At 68.8% G+C, this 15,111-nt stretch carries 14 protein-coding genes and 1 tRNA gene; 5 read left to right on the forward strand and 10 right to left on the reverse strand.

Annotated elements, in window-relative coordinates; translation table 11 throughout:
* Positions 1–167: 167 nt before the first annotated feature.
* From mgtE to RC1_RS01920, 3 genes are all read right to left on the reverse strand, one after another.
* Complete coding sequence (gene mgtE / locus RC1_RS01910; RefSeq protein WP_012565636.1) at positions 168–1,598, reverse strand: magnesium transporter; 1,431 nt, start codon at positions 1,596–1,598, stop codon at positions 168–170.
* A gap of 8 nt (positions 1,599–1,606) precedes the next feature.
* Positions 1,607–3,919: an NADP-dependent malic enzyme gene (locus RC1_RS01915; protein WP_012565637.1), complete on the reverse strand. Its 2,313-nt coding sequence runs from the start codon at positions 3,917–3,919 to the stop codon at positions 1,607–1,609.
* Between the two features lie 330 nt (positions 3,920–4,249).
* Positions 4,250–4,334 (reverse strand) — tRNA-Leu (locus tag RC1_RS01920).
* Between the two features lie 165 nt (positions 4,335–4,499).
* On the opposite strand from RC1_RS01920, the gene lipB reads away from it, so the two are divergent.
* The 3 genes from lipB (at position 4,500) to RC1_RS01935 (ending at position 6,707) form a co-directional block, all read left to right on the forward strand.
* Complete coding sequence (gene lipB / locus RC1_RS01925; protein WP_012565638.1) at positions 4,500–5,237, forward strand: lipoyl(octanoyl) transferase LipB; 738 nt, start codon at positions 4,500–4,502, stop codon at positions 5,235–5,237.
* The gene (locus RC1_RS01930; protein WP_012565639.1) at positions 5,234–5,443 is read left to right on the forward strand and encodes a hypothetical protein; all 210 of its coding nucleotides are present in this window, start codon (positions 5,234–5,236) and stop codon (positions 5,441–5,443) included. The genes lipB and RC1_RS01930 overlap by 4 nt, the downstream gene beginning before the upstream one ends.
* 175 nt (positions 5,444–5,618) lie before the next feature.
* Positions 5,619–6,707 carry a ferritin-like domain-containing protein gene (locus RC1_RS01935; RefSeq protein WP_012565640.1) on the forward strand — a complete coding sequence of 363 codons (1,089 nt, stop codon included), beginning with the start codon at positions 5,619–5,621 and terminating at the stop codon, positions 6,705–6,707.
* A 54-nt stretch (positions 6,708–6,761) separates the two neighbouring features.
* On the opposite strand, the gene RC1_RS01940 is transcribed toward RC1_RS01935, so the two are convergent.
* From RC1_RS01940 to RC1_RS21645, 5 genes are all read right to left on the reverse strand, one after another.
* Complete coding sequence (locus RC1_RS01940; protein WP_148213357.1) at positions 6,762–7,061, reverse strand: hypothetical protein; 300 nt, start codon at positions 7,059–7,061, stop codon at positions 6,762–6,764.
* 152 nt (positions 7,062–7,213) lie between these two features.
* Positions 7,214–7,501: an acylphosphatase gene (locus tag RC1_RS01945; RefSeq protein WP_041785087.1), complete on the reverse strand. Its 288-nt coding sequence runs from the start codon at positions 7,499–7,501 to the stop codon at positions 7,214–7,216.
* A 16-nt stretch (positions 7,502–7,517) separates the two neighbouring features.
* Positions 7,518–9,518, reverse strand: a complete 2,001-nt coding sequence (locus RC1_RS01950; RefSeq protein WP_012565643.1) for an acetyl-CoA carboxylase biotin carboxylase subunit — start codon at positions 9,516–9,518, stop codon at positions 7,518–7,520.
* A 182-nt stretch (positions 9,519–9,700) separates the two neighbouring features.
* Entirely contained in the window at positions 9,701–10,012 is a 312-nt protein-coding gene (locus RC1_RS01955; RefSeq protein WP_184446386.1) for a YkgJ family cysteine cluster protein, read from the reverse strand.
* Positions 10,009–10,245, reverse strand: a complete 237-nt coding sequence (locus RC1_RS21645; protein ID WP_184446384.1) for a 2TM domain-containing protein — start codon at positions 10,243–10,245, stop codon at positions 10,009–10,011. The genes RC1_RS01955 and RC1_RS21645 overlap by 4 nt, the downstream gene beginning before the upstream one ends.
* A gap of 241 nt (positions 10,246–10,486) precedes the next feature.
* Between RC1_RS21645 and RC1_RS01965 the strand changes: the two genes are divergently transcribed.
* Together RC1_RS01965 and cydB are read left to right on the forward strand one after the other, a co-directional pair.
* Positions 10,487–11,926 carry a cytochrome ubiquinol oxidase subunit I gene (locus tag RC1_RS01965; protein WP_012565646.1) on the forward strand — a complete coding sequence of 480 codons (1,440 nt, stop codon included), beginning with the start codon at positions 10,487–10,489 and terminating at the stop codon, positions 11,924–11,926.
* 59 nt (positions 11,927–11,985) lie between these two features.
* Entirely contained in the window at positions 11,986–13,005 is a 1,020-nt protein-coding gene (cydB, locus tag RC1_RS01970) for a cytochrome d ubiquinol oxidase subunit II (RefSeq protein ID WP_012565647.1), read from the forward strand.
* A 104-nt stretch (positions 13,006–13,109) separates the two neighbouring features.
* Here cydB and RC1_RS01975 read toward each other — a convergent pair whose 3' ends face one another.
* Entirely contained in the window at positions 13,110–13,412 is a 303-nt protein-coding gene (locus RC1_RS01975) for an SCP2 sterol-binding domain-containing protein (protein WP_012565648.1), read from the reverse strand.
* 37 nt (positions 13,413–13,449) lie between these two features.
* Positions 13,450–14,982: an acyl-CoA carboxylase subunit beta gene (locus RC1_RS01980; RefSeq protein ID WP_012565649.1), complete on the reverse strand. Its 1,533-nt coding sequence runs from the start codon at positions 14,980–14,982 to the stop codon at positions 13,450–13,452.
* Positions 14,983–15,111: the final 129 nt, after the last annotated feature.

Raw genomic sequence — 15,111 nt, forward strand, 5'->3', positions numbered from 1 at the left:
AATGACCTTATCGGCACCGGACAGGGCGCGTTCATCCGGAGCAGGTGGACCTCCCGTCCCCTTCACGGAACGGCCACGGAACGGGAGGCTGGCATCCCTTGCCGGAACGGATGCGTCACCGCCGCCCTGACAGACGGTCTAGGCGGGATGACCGATCCGGACGGGGATCAGAGCAGGATGAGACTGGCGAGCCCGAGGAAGGCCAGGAAGCCCACCACGTCGGTGACCGTCGTCAGAAAGACGCTGGAGGCGACCGCGGGGTCGATCTTCATCCGGTGCAGGGCGAAGGGGATCAGCGCCCCGAACAGCCCCGCGCACATCATGTTGACGATCATGGCAATGCCGATGACCAGCCCGATCAGCGGATCGCGGAACCAGAGACAGGCGATACCGCCGGCCAGCACGGCGAACAGCACCCCGTTGGCCGTGCCGACCAGCATCTCCTTGCCGATCACGCGGGCCGCGTTCGCCTCTGACAACTCGCGGGTCGCCAGCGCCCGCACCGCCACCGTCAGGGTCTGGGTGCCGGCATTGCCGCCCATGCTGGCGACGATCGGCATCAGGACGGCCAGCGCCACCACCTGCGCGATGGTGGTTTCGAAGAAGCCGATGACGACGGAGGCGACGATGGCCGTGACGAGATTGACCGCCAGCCAGGAGAAGCGGGACTTCGTCGTGTCCAGCACGGCGCGGTAGAGGTCGCCCTCGCCGACGCCGCCCAGGCGCAGCATGTCCTCCTCCGCCTCCTCCTCGATCACGTCCACCACGTCGTCCACGGTGACCACGCCGATCAGGCGGCCGGCCTTGTCCACGACGGGGGCGGAGACGAGACCGTAGCGACGGAAGCTGCGCGCCACCTCCTCCTGGTCGGCGGTGGCGGAGAAGCTGTGGATGTCCTTGGTCAGGATGTCCATCAGCCGCACCGTGCGCTTCGAGCGCATGACCCGGGACAGGGGTACCGCACCGATGACGCGGTGCATCGGGTCCACGACGAAGATGTCGTAGAACTGCTCCGGCAGGGCGCTCTCGTCGGTGCCCGCGGCGGCGCGCAGATAGTCCAGCAGCCTGCCCACCGTCCAGAACTGCGGGACGGAGACGAACTCGCGGCTCATCAGGCGGCCGGCGGAGGATTCCGGGAAGGTCAGGCCTTCCTCGACCAGCGCGCGGGTCTCCGCCGGCAGGTTCTCCAGGATCGCCTGCCGGGCCCCGTCGTCCAGATCCTGGATGACGTCCACGGCATCGTCGGTGTCCAGCTCCGCGACGGCGGCGGCCAGCTCCTTGGGGTTGAGCAGGGAGACGACCTCGTCGCGGAGGTCGAGCGGCAGATAGGCCAGGATCTCCGCGTCGAAGGACGGGCGCAGCAGGGCGACCAGCCGCTCGCGCTCCTCGGCATCCGACTGTTCCAGCAGGTGCGCCACGTCGCCGGCATGCCAGTCGGCCAGCAGGGCGGCGACAACGTCCGGCTCGTCCGCCTCCAGCCTGTCCCGGACCGCGCGGAACCGGGCCTCCTGCTCGTCGGCCTCCTGCCGGCGGTCCCGCTCAGGCTGGTCCTGCCGCTCCCCGGGCGGCCGCTCGTCCAGGCCCTGGCTGCTCGGCATGGGCGACCTCAGGCATCGGCGGCGGCGGACGGCGCAGCGGCCCCCTCGCCGGCGGCATGCATCTGGGCGTCCACGACGGCCAGCGCCGACATGTTGACGATGCCGCGCACGGTGACGCTGGGCGTCAGGATATGGACCGGCCTGCTGGCCCCCAGCAGCACCGGGCCGACGGCCAGCCCCTCCCCCAGCACCTTCACCAGGTTGAAGGCGATGTTGGCGGCGTCGCGGCTCGGCATGATCAGCAGGTTCGCCTGCCCCTTGAGCCGCGAATTGGGGAAGATGCGCAGCCGGATCTCCTCGGACAGGGCGGCATCGGCGTGCATCTCGCCCTCGACCTCCAGGCCGGGGCAGCGCTGTTCGATCTCGCGCAGCGCCTCGCGCATCTTCACGGCCGAGGCGTCGTTGTGGCTGCCGAAGTTGGAATGCGACAGCAACGCCACCTTCGGCGCCAGCCCGAAGCGCCGGACCTCCTCGGCGGCCAGCGCCGTCATCTCGGCGATCTCGTCCGGATCGGGGTCCGGGGTGATGTAGGTGTCGGCCAGGAAGAAGGTGCCGCGGCTGAGGATCAGCACGCTGAGCGCGGCCGGCACCCGCACGCCGGGCTTCAGGCCGATCACGTCCAGCACATGCTTCAGGTGCCAGTCGTAGAGGCCGAAGGTGCCGCAGATCAGGGCGTCGGCATCGCCCTTGCGCACCATCAGCGAGCCGATCACGGTGGTGTTCGTGCGCAGCACCTGCCGCGCCCGGTCGGGACTGACGCCGCGCCGCTCCATCAGGGCGTGGTAGGTCTGCCAGTAGTCGGTGAAGGCGGGATCGGAGGTCGGATCGACCAGATCCACGTCCTGGTCCACGCGGATGCGCAGGCCCAGCCGTTGCAGCCGGCGGACCACCACGTCGCGCCGGCCGATCAGGATCGGCCGGGCCAGCCCTTCGTCCACGAGCTGCTGCGCCGCCCGCAGCACCCGCTCCTCCTCCCCTTCCGCGTAGACGATGCGGCGGGGATCGGCCTTGGCGCGGGCGAACACCGGCTTCATCAGCAGACCGGAGCGGAAGACGAACTGGCCGAGTTGCTCGCGGTAGGCCGCGAAATCCTCCACCGGCCGGGTCGCAACACCGCTGTCCATGGCGGCCTTCGCCACCGCAGGCGCGATCTCGATGATCAGGCGCGGGTCGAACGGGCGGGGGATCAGGTAGTCCGGCCCGAAGGCAGGCGGCTGTTCGCCATAGGCCATGGCCACCACGTCATGCGCCTCCGCCTTGGCGAGACGGGCGATGGCATGCACGGCGGCGATCTTCATCGCCTCGTTGATGACGGTGGCGCCGACGTCCAGCGCCCCGCGGAAGATGAAGGGGAAGCAGAGGACGTTGTTGACCTGGTTCGGATAGTCGCTGCGGCCGGTGGCGATGATGGCGTCGGGACGGACGGCGCGCACCTCCTCCGGCATGATCTCGGGCGTGGGGTTGGCGAGCGCCATCACGATCGGCCGGTCGGCCATGCGGGCCACCATCTCGGCCGCCAGCACCCGCGGCGCCGACAGGCCCAGGAAGATGTCCGCCCCGTCGATGATCTCGCCCAGCCGGCGCGCCTCGGTCCGCTTCGCGTAGCGGGCCTTGCGCTCGTCCATCAACTCGCGCCGCCCCTCATGGACGACGCCGGCGATGTCGCTGACCCAGATGTTCTCCACCGGCATGCCGAGATCGACCAGCAGGTCCAGGCAGGCGAGCGCCGCGGCCCCGGCGCCGCTGGCGACCAGCTTGACCGTGCGGATGTCGCGCCCGGTCAGGTCGAGCGCGTTCAGGATGGCGGCGGCGACGATGATGGCGGTGCCGTGCTGGTCGTCGTGGAAGACGGGGATCTTCAGCCGCTCGCGCAGCCGGCGTTCGACCAGGAAGCACTCAGGCGCCTTGATGTCCTCCAGGTTGATGCCGCCGAAGGTCGGCTCCAGCGCCGCGATGATGTCGACCAGCCGGTCGGGGTCGGTCTCGTTGATCTCGATGTCGAAGACGTCGATGCCGGCGAACTTCTTGAAGAGGACGCCCTTGCCTTCCATCACCGGCTTGGCCGCCAGCGGGCCGATGGGACCCAGGCCCAGCACGGCGGTGCCGTTGGTGATGACGGCCACCAGATTGCCCCGGGCCGTGACACGGCTGGCCTCCGCCGGGTCGGTGACGATGGCCTCGCAGGCCGCCGCGACTCCGGGCGAATAGGCCAGTGCCAGATCGCGCTGGGTGGCGAGCGGTTTGGTGGCGGTGACGCTGATCTTCCCCGGAGTCGGCAGCCGGTGGTAGTCGAGCGCCGCGTCGCGGAACGTGTCGGACATGCCGGGGACCCCATGGTTCGGGCGGAATTCTGCCCCCGCGCCACCACGTGCGGAGGTGTTCCTGCTTAGGCCGGGGAAGGCGGGAATGTCCAGCGGGGATGCGCCCCCGGGCGGCAGCAACGGCCTTGCGGTGCAGCCGGCTCCAGCCGGCGCGATCGGGCGTCGCGCGGGTTGCCGGCAGGCGGGGCAGAGGGTCTGGGGGTGTGCGGCAGCCGGTCGGAAAAGATCCCCGGGCGAGGGCCGCCCCGCCGGAGAGGACACCGCCGCGGATCGCGGGGGAGCCTCTGATACCGGCCATGCGGGACGTATTCGTCAGGACCTGAGAAGGAATGGTGCGGTCGAGAAGACTCGAACTTCCACGGGTTGCCCCACAGCGACCTCAACGCTGCGCGTCTACCAGTTCCGCCACGACCGCACGCTGGTCCTGAAGCGAACGCCGGCAGGCTGGTAGGCCTTGCCGACGGGTGCCGGGGGAGATAGCAAATCCCGGACGGCTGATCAAGCTATTCCCTCACCCCTTCCTTTTCGCCGCAGCGGAGGTCACATCCCTGCCCGCGGCATGGCTCGAAACGGACCCAGAATGGACCCCGACAGCGCGACGACGGACAGGACCACGGCAGGCTGGACGCCCCAGGAGGGCGGGCCTGTCGAGTGGCGGATCAGCGAGGCGCCCGTCCCCTACCCCGAGGCCCTGGCCTTCATGGAGGAGCGTGTCGCCGCCATCCGGGCCGGCACGGCGCCGGAGACGGTCTGGCTGCTGGAGCATCCGCCCCTCTACACCGCCGGCACCAGCGCCAGGGCCGAGGACCTGCTGACCCCGTCCCGATTCCCGGTCTACCAGACAGGCCGCGGCGGCCAGTTCACCTATCACGGTCCCGGCCAGCGGATCGCCTATGTCATGCTGGACCTCCAGGCCCGCGGCGGCGACGTGCGCGACTTCGTCTGGCGGCTGGAGGAGTGGCTGATCCGCACGCTGGCACAGTTCGCCGTGCGCGGGGAGCGCCGCTGCGGCCGGGTCGGCGTCTGGGTCGATCTCTCCCCCTACGGCCGGCCGGGGCGGGAGGCGAAGATCGCCGCCCTCGGCGTCCGCGTCCGCCGCGGCGTCAGCTTCCACGGAGTCGCGCTGAACGTGGAGCCGGACCTGTCGCATTTCGACGGCATCGTGCCCTGCGGCATCCGGGAACACGGCGTCACCTCCCTGGCCGACCTGGGCCACATCCTCAGCCTGCCGGAGGTGGATGCCGCCCTGCGCGACGTCTTCCAGGCCCTGTTCATGGCCGGCGGCGATCCGCGCCCGTGCGGAGGGCCGTCGGCATGAGGGACGACCGTTCCGTCACCGCCCTGGTGCTGTACGCCGTCGGCGGCGGCAGCGTCTTCGTCAGCCTGTTCCTGCTGACCAGCCCCACCGTGGACACCTTCGCCCCCGGCCTGATCGGGCTGCTGCTGGGATTCGTCCTGCTCGGCCTGGGCCGCGTCTGTGCCCATCTGGCCCGCATCCAGGGACTGCTGGAACGGCGCGGCTGAGCCTGCCGGAAGCGGAACGGACCGGCCCGCGAATCGGGCTGGCGGGATTAGGGCAATTGCTCTAATCTCGTTCCGGGATCAGGAGGGCGGCCTGTCGGCTCCGCACCGGAGCCGGCGACAAGGGGGAACAACCCCCGTCATGAGCCGCGCCCGGAACAATGGGAGGAGACATCCGATGGCCGCGACGCAGATCAACTACACCTTGCCCGTGGAGCAGACGAAGTGGTTCGTGCCGGGCGGTGCCGAGACCGCCTTCACCTGGGACTACGACGACATGCGCGGGTCGCTGCTGTCCCTGTACGACAAGGGCAAGCGGCAGCAGTGGGACGCTTCCGACCGCATCGACTGGTCCCAGGACCTGGATCCTGAGAACCCGATGCAGTTGCCGGACGAGTCGCTGCTGATCTTCGGAACCCCGATGTGGGACCGGATGACGGAGGCGGAGCGGCGGCGCTTCCGCCACCACGCCCAGGCCTGGCAGATCAGCCAGTTCCTGCACGGCGAACAGGGCGCCCTGATCTGCACCGCCAAGATCGTGCAGACCGTGCCGGACATCGACAGCAAGTTCTACGCCGCGACCCAGGTCGCGGACGAGGCGCGGCACGTCGAGGCCTATTCCCGCCTGCTGCGGGAGAAGTTCGAACTGGCCTATCCGATCAACCCGCACCTGAAGACCCTGCTGGACCAGGCCATCAGCGACCGGCGCTGGGACTTCACCTATCTGGCCATGCAGATCCTGATCGAGGGGCTGGCCCTGGCCGCGTTCCAGCGCATCCGCGACTATTCGCAGAACCCGCTGTCCGCGGCGATCAACGCCTATGTCATGCAGGACGAGGCGCGGCACGTCGCCTTCGGCCGGCTGGCGCTGCGCGACTACTACCCGCACCTGACCCAGAAGGAGCGCGACGAGCGCGAGGAGTTCGTGCAGGAAGCCTGCTGGCTGATGCGCGACCGCTTCACCGGCTTCGAAATCCTGGAGCATCTGGATCTGCCGGTAGCGGAGATCCGCGAGCATGCCGAGCATTCGGAGGCGATGCGGCTGTTCCGCACCTTCCTGTTCTCCCGCATCGTCCCGACGGTGCGCGACATCGGCCTGTGGGGTCCGCGGGTGCAGAAGACCTACACGGACATGGGCGTCATCATGTTCTCACAGATCGACAGCGCCGAGATGCTGGCCCAGGACCAGAAGGTGGCCGAGGAGTTCGACGCGGAGAAGCGGCTGCGCGACCTGGAGAAGGCGATCGCCCAGGGGGAGGCGGACTGAGCCGGAGAGAGTCGCAGGAGAGATGCGCGCGGAGGGGCTGCGGGAGCGGCCCCCCTAGCCGAGATGCGAGCCGGGCTTCTGCCGCTGGGCAAGCAGGCTCAGATGCAGCAGGTGGGCGGCCACGAAGGCGAAGCAGACGATGGCGAGCAACGGCACCGCCCCGAGCACGCTGTCGCCCACGGCACCCGTGATCCAGAGCAGGCTTGTCAGGATCAGGGCCGCCAGCGTGGGCGTGAAGAACAGGGCGACACGACGGGGAGCACTCCAGGTCGGCTGCCCGTCAAGGCCCCACTGCATGGGCAGCAGCTCCGCCGGGTCGAGCCGCCGGTCCGCCCTGAACGACAGCAGGCTCATGAGGCCGACGGCCGCCACACAGATCAGTACACAGGCCCACATCGGTCACGCCCCCGCGCTGCTTGTGACGGAAGCACATCCTAGGCCCGCAGAAAGGGGCTGACAATATCAATCCAGAGTTGGTTTTTCAGTGCAAGGCACGGACGTGTGCGTCAGGCTGTCGCGCGCTGTCCGAAGCCGGTAGAGCCTGGATCGTCCCCCGGCTCCGTCCGCACCTCGGCGACCAGCGATGCTGGTGGACCCTCCCGGCAGTCCGCCAGCATCGCCTCCACCGCCGCGGCGGGGCCGGCGAACAGCGCCTCGACACTGCCGTCGGCCCGGTTGCGGACCCAGCCGTCAAGCCCCGCCGCCCCCGCCCGCCGGACGGTCCAGGCGCGGTAACCCACGCCCTGGACCCGGCCGGTGATACGGGCGAGAACCGCGGTGCGCCCGCCGCTCATGGTGCTGCCCCCCGGCTCACTCGAACTCCATGATCTTCTCGTCCACGGAAAGGCTGGCACCCTTCTGGACATAGACCTTCTTCACGGTGCCGGCAGCGTCGGCGCGGAGGATGTTCTCCATCTTCATCGCCTCGACCACGGCCAGTTCCTGCCCGGCCTCGACCTTGTCGCCCTCCTTGACCGCGACCGTGACCAGCAGGCCCGGCATCGGCGACAGCAGGAACTTCGACATGTCGGGCGGCAGCTTCACCGGCATGCGGCCAGCGAGATCGGCCGTGCGCGCCGTCAGCACCTCCACGCTCAGGGCCGCGCCGGCATGGAACAGCTTCCAGCGGATGCCCTGGCGCTCCACCTGCACCACCATCGGCCGGCCCCCGACGGTGCCGGTCCAGAGCGTGTGGCCCAGTTCCCAGTCGCTGAGGACATCCAACGTCTCCCCGCCGATCTCCACCGTCGCCCCGTGGTCATGCGGATGCACGGCAGCCGCGTGGTTCTCCCCGTTGCAGCGGGCCATCCAGTTGTCGGTGGTGCGGCGGCCATGGCCGCAGACCTGGCCGCTGACCATGCCGTCGCGCTCGGCCAGACGGCGCTGGCAGAACAGGGCAACGGCCAGCACGCGGCGCAGCGTGTCCGGATCGGGCGTCAGACCGTGGAAGCCGTCGGGGAATTCCTCGGCGATGAAGTTGGTGGAGAGGCGGCCGTCGCGGAACCGCTCCTTCTGCATCACGGCGGCGAGGAAGCTGATGTTGTGGCCGACGCCGCGGATCTCGAACCCGTCCAGCGCCGTTCCCATGGCGCGGATGGCGGCGGCGCGGTCGGGGCCGTAGGTGATCAGCTTGGCGACCATCGGGTCGTAGAACATGCTGATCTCGCCACCCTCGTACACGCCGGTATCGACGCGGACGACGGTGCCGTCGGGGTGCGTCGCCTCCGCCGGCGGACGGTAGCGGATGACGCGGCCGGTGGAGGGCAGGAAGTTGCGCGTCGGCTCCTCGGCATAGACGCGGGCCTCCATCGACCAGCCGGTCAGCGTCACGTCCTGCTGGGTGAAGGGCAGCGTCTCCCCGGCCGCGACGCGGATCATCAGCTCCACCAGATCAAGGCCGGTGATCATCTCCGTCACCGGATGCTCCACCTGGAGGCGGGTGTTCATCTCCAGGAAGTAGAAGTTGCGGTCCTTGTCGACGATGAACTCCACCGTGCCGGCGCTGCGGTACTGAACGGCCTTGGCCAGCGCCACCGCCTGTTCACCCATGGCGCGGCGGGTCGCCGCGTCGAGGAAGGGCGACGGCGCCTCCTCGATCACCTTCTGGTGCCGGCGCTGGATCGAGCATTCCCGCTCGCCCAGATAGACACAGTTGCCGTGCGCGTCGGCCAGGACCTGAATCTCGATGTGGCGCGGATCGATGATGTACTTCTCGATGAACACCCGGTCGTCGGCGAAGCTGGACCGGGCCTCGTTCGTGGCGCTGCGGAACCCGTCGCGCGCCTCGGCGTCGTTCCAGGCGACGCGCATGCCCTTGCCGCCGCCGCCGGCGGACGCCTTGATCATCACCGGGTAGCCGATCTCCCGCGCGATGGCGACCGCCTCGGCATCGTCGGCGATCACGCCCAGATAGCCCGGGACGGTGGAGACACCGGCCGCCTTCGCCAGCTTCTTCGACTCGATCTTGTCGCCCATGGCGCCGATGGCATGGACATCGGGGCCGATGAAGACGATGCCGTCGGCCTTCAGCTTCTCGCAGAACTCCGCCTTTTCGGAGAGGAAACCGTAACCCGGATGGACCGCCTGGGCCCCGGTCCGGCGGCATGCCTCGATGATACGGTCCGCCACCAGATAGCTCTGGGCGCTGGGGGCCGGACCGATGGCGACCGCTTCGTCCGCCATCTCCACATGCAGCGCGCCGGCATCGGCCTCCGAATAGACCGCCACCGTCCTGATGCCCATCCGCCGTGCCGTCTTGATGACGCGGCAGGCGATCTCACCGCGGTTGGCGATCAGAATTTTGGAGAACATTTCGAGCCTGGCCTTTTTCATCTATTCCACCGGCTACCCGCCGGGTGCCCGGAAATGCACCCAATTCGGGTGCCAATGTCAATGTCGTGACCGTTCGGAACGGTCGGTGCCGCGTGCATCTTTTGCATGCCGTCACCGGCCGGACACCCCGGCCGGCGGCGCACTGTGGGCTGTGCGCCGGCTCAGCCCGAGTCGAAGCCGAACAGACGGCGCAGCTCGCGGCAGTCGTCGCTGCCCGCGGTGAACTCACGGCAGACCAGCGGCCGGTCGGCGTAGACCCGGCAGTGGACCGCCTCGCCCAGCGTGCCGGCCAGGGCGGAGCAGCGGTCGCCGTCGCAGCGCATGCGTCCGTCCTCGATGAAGTAGGCCGGGATGCCGGCACCGTCGCCCGGCCCCAGCAGCGCCGGCCATTCCCAGGAATAGGCGCAACAGGCGCCGCAGCCCTCGCAGTCGGGCACAGCCCCGTCCCCGTCGACGGTATCGGGACGGCTCACGACCGCGGCCGGTCGAACAGTCCCAGCACCCAGGCCACATGCACCCCGAGCGGAGCGAACCAGGCCACCAGCGGGAACAGGAACCAGGGATAGTCCGGCGTCGTCAGGAAATTCACCGGGACCAGCACCACCATCGTGCCGAAATAGGCAAGCAGGTGGTTCAGCAGGGTGCCGCGGCGGCGGCGGGCGCGGGCGTCCGGATCGGAACCAGGGTCGGCGTCGCGGGTCGGCATGGGGCTCGGAACCTGGTTGCGGGACGGATGCACGGAACGGCGGGCCGACTGTAGCGCCCCGCGCCGCCGGCCGCCATGCATCGCCGCCATCGCCCGCCCTTCCCTTGCGGCGTTTCCGCACAGCGGCATCGCGCCCGGGAACGAAGCCCCCCTTCCGGGGTGTTTCAGGCCCGACGACGACGCCTGCCCCGGGGCCACGGCTCCCCCGGAGCGCCGCCCAGATCCCGCGAGGTCTGCCGCCATGGAACTCGATCCGGTTCTTCTCGCCCGCATCCAGTTCGCCTTCACCATCTCCTTCCACATCCTGTTCCCCGCCTTCACGATCGGGCTCGCCACCTGGATCGCCGTGCTGGAGGGGCGCTGGATCTGGTCGGGACGGGACATCTACCGGCAGCTCTCCGAGTACTGGACGAAGATCTTTGCCGTGTCCTTCGGCATGGGCGTCGTCTCCGGCATCGTCATGTCCTACCAGTTCGGCACGAACTGGAGCCGCTATTCGGACATCGGCGGCAACATCCTGGGGCCGCTGATCAATTACGAGGTCGTGACCGCCTTCTTCCTGGAGGCGACCTTCCTGGGCATCCTTCTGTTCGGGCGGGACCGGGTGCCCCGGCGCGTGCATTTCTTCGCCGCCTGCATGGTGGCGCTGGGCACGCTGATCTCGGCCTTCTGGATTCTCTCGGCCAACAGCTTCATGCAGACGCCCGCCGGGTACGAGCTGCGCGACGGCCGCCTGTTTCCGGCGGACTGGTGGGCCATCGTGTTCAACCCGTCCTTCCCCACCCGCTACTTCCACATGGTGATCGCCTGCTTCCTGACGACGGCCTTCGTCGTGGCTGGGGTCAGCGCCTGGCACCTGCTGCGGCGCCGGCACCAGGAGTACGCCCGCATCGGCCTGTCGATGGCGCTGGGGCTGATCGCCGTGCTGGCGCCGGCGCAGGTGGTGGTGGGCGATCTCTCGGGCCTGAACACGCTGGAACACCAGCCGACGAAGCTGGCCGCCATCGAGGGGCACTGGGAGACCCGCGCCGGCGCCCCGCTGATCCTGTTCGCCCTGCCCGACCAGGAGGCGGAGACGAACCGTTTCAGCATAGAGGTGCCGAACCTCGGCAGCCTGATCCTGACCCATGACTGGAACGGCGTCGTCTCCGGCCTGAAGGAGGTGCCGCCGGCCGACCGGCCGCCGGTGCTGCCCGTCTTCTTCTCCTTCCGCGTCATGGTCGGGCTGGGCCTCGTCATGCTGGCGGTGGGGTTCTACGGCCTCTGGCTTCGCACCAGGGGACGGCTCTACGACACCCGCTGGTTCCTGCATACCCTGGTCTGGTGTACGCCCATCGGCTTCTTCGCCATCCTGGCCGGCTGGATCACGACGGAAGTGGGCCGCCAGCCCTGGACCGTCTACGGCCTGCTGCGCACGGCCGACAGCGTCTCCCCCGCCATCACGGGGCCGGGGGTGCTGGCCTCCCTGATCACCTTCTTCGTCGTCTACTGCATCGTCTTCAGCGCCGGGACCTACTACCTGGTGCGGCTGTTCCAGCGCGGCCCGGGCGGCCCGACGCAGCCCGCCGACCCGCCCACCGGTCGGCCGAAGCGCCCCCTCTCCAAGGCGGAAGAAGGGCTGGACGCCGCGCCCGACGAGGGACCCGCCCCGTTCCGGCACCGCCCCACCCCGGCCGAGTGAGGCCGGTCGGATGATCCTGCCGGCAATCCCGGCCCGACGGACCTGACGGAGACGACGGCATGAGCGGCATCGACGTGGACCTGACCCTGATCTTCGCCGGGATCGGCGCCTTCGCGGTCTTCATGTACGTCCTGCTGGACGGCTTCGACCTGGGCGTGGGCATCCTGTTCCCCTGGGCGCCGGGCGGCGATGCCGACCGCGACCTGATGATGAACTCCGTGGCGCCGATCTGGGACGGCAACGAGACCTGGCTGATCCTGGGCGGGGCCGCCCTGTTCGCCGGCTTCCCGCTGGCCTATGCGGTGCTGCTGCCGGCGCTCTACCTGCCGCTGCTGCTGATGCTGATCGCGCTGATCTTCCGCGGCGTGGCCTTCGAGTTCCGCTTCAAGGCCGACACCAGCCGGCGGCTGTGGGACTGGTCGTTCCACCTCGGCTCGCTGTTCGCCACCTTCGCGCAGGGCGTGATCCTGGGCGGCTTCATCCAGGGCTTCGAGGTCCAGGGCCGGGACTATGCCGGCGGGCTGTTCGACTGGCTGACGCCGTTCAGCATCATGACCGGCGTCGCGCTGGTGGCGGGGTATGCGCTGCTGGGCGCGGCGTGGCTGGTGATGAAGACGGACGGAGCGTTGCAGGACTGGAGCTACCGCGTGGCGGGGCTGGCGCTGCTGGCCGTTCTGGTCTTCATCGCCGTCGTCAGCCTGTGGACACCGCTGCACAGCGACGCCATCCGCGACCGCTGGTTCAGCCTGCCGAACCTCTACTATCTGTCGCCGGTGCCGCTGCTGACGGCCGCCGTGGCGGCAGCGCTCTTCGGCGCCCTGCGCCGGCGCCGGGAAACAGCGCCCTTCGTCCTGGCGATGGGGCTGTTCCTCCTGTCCTATCTGGGGCTGGCGATCAGCCTGTGGCCCTATCTGGTGCCGCCGGCCTTCACCCTCTGGGATGCGGCCTCCCCGCCGGAAAGCCAGGTCTTCCTGCTGGTCGGGCTGGCCTTCCTGATCCCGACCACCCTGCTCTACACCGCCTTCACCTACTGGGTCTTCCGCGGCAAGGTCCGTCCCGGGGCCGGCTACCAGCATTAGGGCCGTTCCGCCCCCCTCCCCCGGGCGCCGGAAACGGAAAGGGCGGCAGGCCGAGGCCGCCGCCCTTCATCCGCCGCGATGCGACGGCCGTTCCGCGAGGGAGATCAGTCGTCCAGCATCGTGGACAGCTTCATCGCCACGCCCATGTCGCCCTGCACCTTCAGCTTGCCCATGGTGAAGGCCATCATGGGGGAGAGCTGGCCGTGTTGCAGCTTCATGAAGTCCTCAAGGCTGATCTTCAGGACGCACTTGGCATCCTCGCCGCCCTCGGTGATCTCGGGCGGGGTCCTGGTGCCGTCGATGAAGATGCTGCCCTGGTCCCCGAAGTCGAACTTGACGGTCGAGTTCAGCCCGTTGAAGCGGCTGGAACTGGACTGCATCTCGGTCAGGATCTGTTGCAGCGACATGGACGTTTCTCCCTCCTGTTGGGCCCCCTGACAACGGTCAGAGCGGCAGGTTGTCGTGCTTCTTCCAGGGATTCTGGAGATTCTTGTTCTTGAGCATCGCCAGCGCCTTGCACAGGCGGCGGCGGGTGCCGTGGGGCCGGATGATGTCGTCGATGTAGCCGCGGCTGGCGGCCACGAACGGGTTGGCGAACTTCTGCCGGTATTCCTCGGTGCGCGCCTCGATCTTCGCCTGGTCGCCGATGTCCTGGCGGAAGATGATCTCCACCGCCCCCTTCGGCCCCATGACCGCGATCTCGGCGGACGGCCAGGCGTAGTTGACGTCGCCGCGCAGGTGCTTGGACGCCATCACGTCGTAGGCGCCGCCGTAGGCCTTGCGGGTGATGACGGTGACCTTCGGCACCGTCGCCTCGGCATAGGCGAACAGCAGCTTCGCCCCGTGCTTGATGATGCCGCCATACTCCTGCGCCGTGCCCGGCAGGAAGCCCGGCACGTCCACGAAGGTGACGATCGGGATGTTGAAGGCGTCGCAGAAGCGGACGAAGCGCGCCGCCTTGATGGAACTCTGGATGTCCAGGCAGCCGGCCAGAACCATCGGCTGGTTCGCCACGAAGCCGACCGTGGCCCCCTGCATACGGCCGAAGCCGGTGATGATGTTCTTGGCGTAGTCCGGTTGCAGCTCGAAGAAGTCGCCCTCGTCCACGACCTTCAGGATCAGCTCCTTCATGTCGTAGGGCTTGTTCGGGTTCGCCGGGATCAGCGTGTCGAGCGACATCTCCTCGCGGTTCGCCGGATCGGGCGTCGGGCGCACCGGCGGCTGTTCGCGGTTGGAGAGCGGCAGGAAATCGAACAGGCGGCGGGTCTGGAGCAGGGTCTCGATGTCGTTCTCGAACGCCATGTCCGCGACACCGGACTTGTGCGAGTGCGTCACTGCCCCGCCCAGTTCCTCGGCCGTCACCACCTCGTGCGTCACCGTCTTCACCACGTCGGGGCCGGTGACGAACATGTAGGAGCTGTCCTTCACCATGAAGATGAAGTCGGTCATCGCCGGGCTGTAGACGGCACCGCCGGCGCACGGCCCCATGATCAGGGAGATCTGCGGCACCACGCCCGAGGCCAGCACGTTGCGCTGGAACACCTCGGCATAGCCGCCGAGCGAGGCCACGCCTTCCTGGATGCGCGCGCCGCCGGAATCGTTCAGGCCGATGACGGGCGCCCCCACCTTCATCGCCTGGTCCATGACCTTGCAGATCTTCTCGGCGTGCGCCTCGGACAGCGAACCGCCGAAGACCGTGAAGTCCTGGCTGAAGACGAAGACCAGACGGCCGTTGATGGTGCCATGCCCGATGACCACGCCGTCGCCGGGCACCTTCTGCGCATCCATGCCGAAATCGATGCAGCGATGCTCGACGAACATGTCCCACTCCTCGAAGGAGCCTTCGTCGAGCAGGACATCGATGCGCTCACGGGCGGCCAGCTTGCCCTTGGAGTGCTGGGCCGCGATCCGACGTTCACCACCGCCCAGGCGCGCAGCCGCACGCTTCGCCTCGAGCTTGGCCAGAATCTCCTGCATGATCCCTTGATCTTCCTCTGAGACTGCGCCGGGCCAACCGTCACGACGCGACGGTTGGCATAGCATCCGAACGGTAGGTTGCCAACTGCGGTGCAATGAAAATTCCCGCAAGGCGGACGGCACGCACTG

This window comes from Rhodospirillum centenum SW (genome assembly GCF_000016185.1).
GTDB lineage: Bacteria > Pseudomonadota > Alphaproteobacteria > Azospirillales > Azospirillaceae > Rhodocista > Rhodocista centena.

Coding starts and splice junctions, on each gene's coding strand:
- mgtE (WP_012565636.1), bottom strand. CDS start 1,598: ATGCCGAGCAGCCAGGGCCTGGACGAGCGGCCGCCCGGGGAGCGGCAG.
- RC1_RS01915 (WP_012565637.1), bottom strand. CDS start 3,919: ATGTCCGACACGTTCCGCGACGCGGCGCTCGACTACCACCGGCTGCCG.
- lipB (WP_012565638.1), top strand. CDS start 4,500: ATGGACCCCGACAGCGCGACGACGGACAGGACCACGGCAGGCTGGACG.
- RC1_RS01930 (WP_012565639.1), top strand. CDS start 5,234: ATGAGGGACGACCGTTCCGTCACCGCCCTGGTGCTGTACGCCGTCGGC.
- RC1_RS01935 (WP_012565640.1), top strand. CDS start 5,619: ATGGCCGCGACGCAGATCAACTACACCTTGCCCGTGGAGCAGACGAAG.
- RC1_RS01940 (WP_148213357.1), bottom strand. CDS start 7,061: ATGAGCCTGCTGTCGTTCAGGGCGGACCGGCGGCTCGACCCGGCGGAG.
- RC1_RS01945 (WP_041785087.1), bottom strand. CDS start 7,501: ATGAGCGGCGGGCGCACCGCGGTTCTCGCCCGTATCACCGGCCGGGTC.
- RC1_RS01950 (WP_012565643.1), bottom strand. CDS start 9,518: ATGTTCTCCAAAATTCTGATCGCCAACCGCGGTGAGATCGCCTGCCGC.
- RC1_RS21645 (WP_184446384.1), bottom strand. CDS start 10,245: ATGCCGACCCGCGACGCCGACCCTGGTTCCGATCCGGACGCCCGCGCC.
- RC1_RS01965 (WP_012565646.1), top strand. CDS start 10,487: ATGGAACTCGATCCGGTTCTTCTCGCCCGCATCCAGTTCGCCTTCACC.
- cydB (WP_012565647.1), top strand. CDS start 11,986: ATGAGCGGCATCGACGTGGACCTGACCCTGATCTTCGCCGGGATCGGC.
- RC1_RS01975 (WP_012565648.1), bottom strand. CDS start 13,412: ATGTCGCTGCAACAGATCCTGACCGAGATGCAGTCCAGTTCCAGCCGC.
- RC1_RS01980 (WP_012565649.1), bottom strand. CDS start 14,982: ATGCAGGAGATTCTGGCCAAGCTCGAGGCGAAGCGTGCGGCTGCGCGC.